This window comes from Shigella sp. SIG3 (assembly GCF_053555855.1).
Genome location: NZ_JBQZXE010000163.1, coordinates 1 through 6,177, shown reverse-complemented (window position 1 = coordinate 6,177; position 6,177 = coordinate 1). Strand labels below are relative to the sequence as shown.

The 6,177-nt window shown below is 51.0% G+C and carries 5 protein-coding genes; 3 read left to right on the top strand and 2 right to left on the bottom strand.

What is annotated here, in order from left to right; all coding sequences use genetic code 11:
* Positions 1-545 precede the first annotated feature (545 nt).
* The 3 genes from sdaC (at position 546) to xni (ending at position 4,126) form a co-directional block, all read left to right on the top strand.
* Positions 546-1,835, top strand: coding sequence for an HAAAP family serine/threonine permease SdaC (gene sdaC, locus ACUU1I_RS18985; RefSeq protein WP_000450476.1), 1,290 nt, complete (start codon positions 546-548; stop codon positions 1,833-1,835).
* A gap of 57 nt (positions 1,836-1,892) precedes the next feature.
* Positions 1,893-3,260 carry an L-serine ammonia-lyase II gene (gene sdaB, locus ACUU1I_RS18980; RefSeq protein WP_000626423.1) on the top strand — a complete coding sequence of 456 codons (1,368 nt, stop codon included), beginning with the start codon at positions 1,893-1,895 and terminating at the stop codon, positions 3,258-3,260.
* Positions 3,261-3,370: 110 nt separating this feature from the next.
* Positions 3,371-4,126, top strand: a complete 756-nt coding sequence (gene xni, locus ACUU1I_RS18975; RefSeq protein ID WP_005070681.1) for a flap endonuclease Xni — start codon at positions 3,371-3,373, stop codon at positions 4,124-4,126.
* A gap of 52 nt (positions 4,127-4,178) precedes the next feature.
* Here xni and fucO read toward each other — a convergent pair whose 3' ends face one another.
* Both fucO and fucA read right to left on the bottom strand, forming a co-directional pair.
* Entirely contained in the window at positions 4,179-5,327 is a 1,149-nt protein-coding gene (gene fucO, locus ACUU1I_RS18970) for a lactaldehyde reductase (RefSeq protein WP_005051592.1), read from the bottom strand.
* A gap of 27 nt (positions 5,328-5,354) precedes the next feature.
* A complete protein-coding gene (fucA, locus tag ACUU1I_RS18965; protein WP_000440781.1) occupies positions 5,355-6,002 on the bottom strand; it encodes an L-fuculose-phosphate aldolase in 648 nt (215 codons plus the stop codon).
* Between the last annotated feature and the right edge of the window lie 175 nt (positions 6,003-6,177).

Genomic DNA, 6,177 nt, shown 5'->3' with positions numbered 1-6,177 from the left:
CCGGTGACGTTTGTTGCCGGGTTTTCTCGTTTTTGGTCACTTACTCATCAACTCATTTCATTTGTTATATGAATGTTTCTTACCACCCTCACGCGACAAATATCATCACAGTTAATATGCCATACAATTTATGTTGCAACGCAAACGTTTCCCTATTTTCATAAACCGTATTTTATCGCTATGAAAAAGAAATTATCGCCATGATTAACTAAAAGTATTGATTTTTTCAGTTCAACCTACATATATTGCGCGCCCCGGAAGAAGTCAGATGTCGTTTAATGGGCAAATATTGCCCTTAAATTCTCTTTTACTTTTGATTTACAGAGTAAAGCGTTGGGATAATCTATCTTCCAAGCAGATTATTGTATTTGGGATCAAGATCACTGATAGATACATAACTTGTGTGTATCTTTCCGCCCTCAAATTATTACAGCGGTAAATGATTAAGCCATCGCCGATAGACAGATTTCATTTTTACGGTCAGGCACCTTCCCGGGCTGAACTGGCTAAAAGCTGAATTATTTGCATTCCTCCAGGAGAAATAGATGGAAACGACTCAAACCAGCACGATTGCGTCGAAAGACTCTCGTAGTGCCTGGCGCAAGACAGACACCATGTGGATGCTGGGCCTTTACGGCACGGCAATCGGCGCGGGCGTGCTGTTCCTGCCAATCAACGCCGGTGTTGGCGGTATGATCCCGCTGATCATCATGGCTATCCTTGCGTTCCCGATGACGTTTTTTGCTCACCGCGGCCTGACTCGCTTCGTACTGTCTGGTAAAAACCCGGGCGAAGACATCACCGAGGTTGTAGAAGAACACTTTGGTATTGGCGCAGGTAAACTGATTACCCTGCTCTACTTCTTCGCTATCTACCCGATCCTGCTGGTTTATAGCGTGGCAATCACCAATACCGTTGAAAGCTTCATGTCTCACCAGCTGGGTATGACGCCACCGCCGCGTGCGATTCTGTCGCTGATCCTGATCGTGGGTATGATGACCATCGTTCGCTTTGGTGAGCAGATGATCGTTAAAGCGATGAGTATTCTGGTATTCCCGTTTGTTGGCGTACTGATGCTGCTGGCTCTGTACCTGATCCCGCAGTGGAACGGCGCAGCACTGGAAACGCTGTCTCTGGACACTGCATCTGCAACCGGAAACGGTCTGTGGATGACCCTGTGGCTGGCAATTCCGGTAATGGTGTTCTCGTTCAACCACTCTCCGATCATCTCTTCTTTCGCCGTTGCGAAGCGTGAAGAGTACGGCGATATGGCAGAACAGAAATGCTCGAAGATCCTGGCATTCGCACACATCATGATGGTGCTGACCGTAATGTTCTTCGTCTTCAGCTGCGTACTGAGCCTGACTCCGGCAGACCTGGCTGCGGCTAAAGAGCAGAACATCTCGATTCTGTCTTACCTGGCTAACCACTTTAACGCACCGGTTATCGCGTGGATGGCTCCGATTATCGCGATTATCGCTATCACCAAATCCTTCCTCGGCCACTACCTGGGCGCACGTGAAGGCTTCAACGGTATGGTGATTAAATCTCTGCGTGGTAAAGGTAAGTCTATCGAAATCAACAAGCTGAACCGTATCACTGCGCTGTTCATGCTGGTAACGACCTGGATTGTTGCCACCCTGAACCCGAGCATCCTGGGTATGATTGAAACCCTGGGCGGCCCAATCATCGCGATGATCCTGTTCCTGATGCCGATGTACGCAATTCAGAAAGTACCGGCAATGCGTAAGTACAGCGGTCACATCAGCAACGTATTCGTTGTCGTGATGGGGCTGATTGCAATCTCCGCAATCTTCTACTCTCTGTTCAGCTAAGTCCTTTCGCGCCGCTTTCGGGCGGCGCTTCCTCCGTTTTAACGCGATGTATTTCCTATGATTAGCGTATTCGATATTTTCAAAATCGGCATTGGCCCTTCCAGTTCTCATACCGTTGGACCAATGAAAGCGGGTAAACAATTTACCGACGATCTGATTGCCCGTAACCTGCTTAAAGACGTGACCCGCGTGGTGGTTGACGTGTACGGCTCGCTCTCTCTGACTGGTAAAGGCCACCACACAGATATCTCCATTATTATGGGCCTGGCGGGTAACCTGCCGGATACCGTGGATATCGATTCCATCCCCGGTTTTATTCAGGATGTGAATACTCATGGTCGCCTGATGCTGGCAAACGGTCAGCATGAAGTGGAGTTCCCGGTTGATCAGTGCATGAACTTCCATGCAGACAACCTTTCTCTGCATGAAAACGGTATGCGCATTACCGCGCTGGCGGGCGATAAAGTCGTTTACAGCCAGACTTACTACTCTATTGGCGGTGGCTTTATCGTTGATGAAGAGCATTTTGGCCAGCAGGATAGCGCACCGGTTGAAGTTCCTTATCCGTACAGTTCAGCAGCCGATCTGCAAAAACATTGTCAGGAAACCGGGCTGTCACTCTCTGGCCTGATGATGAAAAACGAGCTGGCGCTGCACAGTAAAGAAGAGCTGGAACAGCACCTGGCGAACGTCTGGGAAGTCATGCGTGGCGGTATTGAGCGCGGTATTTCCACCGAAGGCGTGTTGCCTGGCAAACTGCGCGTTCCACGCCGTGCTGCGGCACTACGCCGGATGCTGGTCAGCCAGGATAAAACCACCACTGACCCGATGGCGGTTGTTGACTGGATCAACATGTTTGCACTGGCAGTGAACGAAGAGAACGCTGCTGGCGGTCGCGTGGTGACTGCGCCGACTAACGGTGCGTGCGGGATTATCCCGGCTGTGCTGGCGTACTACGATAAGTTTATCCGCGAAGTGAACGCTAACTCACTGGCTCGTTACCTGCTGGTAGCCAGCGCCATTGGTTCTCTTTATAAGATGAACGCGTCGATTTCTGGTGCCGAAGTGGGTTGCCAGGGTGAAGTTGGCGTGGCGTGCTCTATGGCGGCAGCTGGTCTGGCAGAACTGTTAGGCGCAAGCCCGGCGCAGGTTTGCATCGCAGCGGAAATCGCGATGGAGCACAACCTCGGTCTGACTTGTGACCCGGTCGCGGGGCAGGTTCAGGTACCGTGCATTGAGCGTAACGCCATTGCAGCAGTGAAAGCGGTGAACGCCGCGCGTATGGCACTGCGCCGTACCAGCGAACCGCGCGTCTGCCTCGATAAAGTTATCGAAACCATGTACGAAACAGGTAAAGACATGAACGCCAAGTACCGCGAAACCTCTCGCGGCGGCCTGGCGATGAAGATCGTTGCCTGCGATTAATCTCTCCCAGAGGCCTCGTTTTGCGAAGCCTCTTCCTGTTTTCTCAACCAGCCATAGCCTGTTCCGGCATCGAATGTTACCCTTATCGCCTGATCTTTAAGGGGGTTATCGTGGCTGTTCATTTGCTTATTGTCGATGCACTGAATCTTATCCGTCGCATTCATGCCGTTCAGGGTTCGCCCTGTGTCGAAACCTGCCAGCATGCGCTCGATCAGCTCATTATGCACAGCCAGCCAACCCACGCGGTCGCCGTTTTTGATGATGAAAACCGCAGTAGCGGCTGGCGTCATCAGCGTTTACCAGATTACAAAGCGGATCGACCGCCAATGCCGGAAGAGTTGCACGACGAGATGCCTGCATTACGCGCCGCCTTTGAGCAACGCGGCGTCCCGTGCTGGTCAGCCAGCGGCAACGAAGCCGATGACTTAGCCGCCACACTGGCGGTCAAAGTGACACTGGCCGGGCATCAGGCAACGATTGTTTCGACAGATAAAGGCTACTGTCAGTTACTTTCACCGACATTACGTATTCGTGATTACTTCCAGAAACGTTGGCTGGATGCGCCATTTATCGATAAAGAATTTGGCGTTCAACCGCAGCAGTTGCCCGATTACTGGGGACTTGCGGGGATCAGCAGTTCAAAGGTACCGGGTGTTGCGGGAATCGGACCAAAAAGCGCCACGCAGCTGCTGGTCGAGTTTCAGAGTCTGGAAGGGATATATGAGAATCTGGATGCGGTTGCCGAAAAGTGGCGCAAAAAATTAGAAACCCATAAAGAGATGGCGTTTCTGTGCCGCGATATTGCCCGCTTACAAACCGATTTGCATATCGACGGCAATTTACAGCAATTGCGGTTGGTACGGTAACGGCGAGCCGGATACGCCGCAAATCGTATCCGGCATTATCACATCAGCGCATTTACCAGGCGGTATGGTAAAGCTCTACAATATCCTCAAGCGTTGCTTCACGCGGGTTGCCACCGGTACAAACATCATCCAGTGCCGCCTGAGCCAGTGCCGAAATGTCTTCCTTGCGTACACCAACATCACGCAAATGTGGCGGAATACCGACATCACGGTTGAGGGCAAACACCGCTTCAACAGCGGCATTACGCGCCCCTTCCAGGCTCATACCTTCCACTTTCACGCCCATAACGCGCGCGATATCGCGGTACTTCTCACCGGTAAAGTCAGCGTTATAGCGCATGACATGCGGTAACAGGATGGCGTTCGCAACACCGTGTGGAGTGTTATAAAACGCGCCCAGTGGATGCGCCATACCATGCACCAACCCTAACCCAACATTCGAGAAGCCCATACCCGCAACATACTGCCCGAGCGCCATTTCTTCTCCGGCATCCTTATCACCAGCAACCGATCCTCGCAGCGCCCCAGCAATGATTTCAATCGCTTTAATGTGCAGTGCATCGGTTAGTGCCCACGCGCCACGGGTAATATACCCCTCAATAGCATGAGTGAGCGCATCGACACCCGTCGCGGCTTTCAGCGCCGGAGGCATACCATCCATCATGTCAGCATCAATAAACGCCACCTGCGGGATATCATGCGGATCAACGCAAACAAACTTGCGCCGTTTTTCTTCGTCAGTGATCACGTAGTTAATGGTCACTTCTGCCGCAGTACCTGCTGTGGTGGGGATTGCCAGAATCGGTACACTGGGTTTATTGGTCGGGGAAAGCCCTTCCAGGCTACGCACATCGGCAAACTCCGGGTTGTTGCTGATAATGCCAATTGCTTTACAAGTATCCTGTGGAGAACCACCACCAATAGCGATCAGGTAATCCGCGCCGCTATTCTGGAATACACCGAGCCCTTCTTTGACGACAGTAATTGTTGGGTTGGGCACTACGCCGTCGTAAATCGCCCATGCCAGCCCTGCAGCATCCATCTTATCGGTCACTTTCGCCACCACGCCGCATTGCACCAGCGTTTTATCGGTGACGATCAGCGCCTTCTGATAACCACGGCGTTTCACCTCATCGGTTAAAGCCCCAACAGCACCCCGACCAAACCATGCCGTTTCGTTCAGAATCATTCTGTTAGCCATCATCCTTCTCCTTGTTGCTTTACGAAATTACTCTTCAATCCGTAACCCATAGGTTTTGAATTTCTCCAGCACTACGGCAATCTCTTCATCGCTCAGCACTGGCACCGGGTCCGTAATCGCCAGGGTCGTCAGGTAAAGTTGCGCCAGCACTTCAACTTCATGCGCCAGCCATAACGCTTTTTCCAGATTCACCTCACAAGCGATAAGCCCATGATGTTGTAACAAAGTTGCCTTACGATTTTTGAGAGCCAGCGCAACATGTTCAGAAAGTTCGCGTGTTCCAAAGGTCGCATAAGGCGCGCAAGGAATAGAATTACCGCCAGCCGCCGCAATCATGTAGTGAATAGCGGGGATCGATCGGTTAAGAATGGAAACTGCCGTGCAATGAACGGCATGATTGTGAACAACCGCGTTGGCATCCGGTCTGCTTTGATAGGCTGCCATATGGAAACGCCATTCGCTTGAGGGGAGCTTTCCTTCCTCATGTTTACCGTTGCCATCAATAAAGACAATATGCGACTCCGTCAGTTTTTCATATGGAATGCCTGTAGGCGTAATCAGCATCCCATCCTGATAACGTACACTGACGTTCCCCGCTGTCCCCTGGTTCAGTCCCAGGCGGGTCATTTCCAGGCAAGTGTCAATAATCTGACGAGCAAGTTTATTTCGTTCCATTAGCTACCTCTCTCTGATTCAAAACAGGGCAATAATGTTGTTCCTTTCACACTATTGAATTAGCCGTTTAATTACCCACCATCTTCTTCCTGATTAACAAGAAAGAAATTCACAAGCTTATATTTTGTGACCTAGCTCAACTAATCACAGTAAATAACTGCAAGTTCTCTTTTTA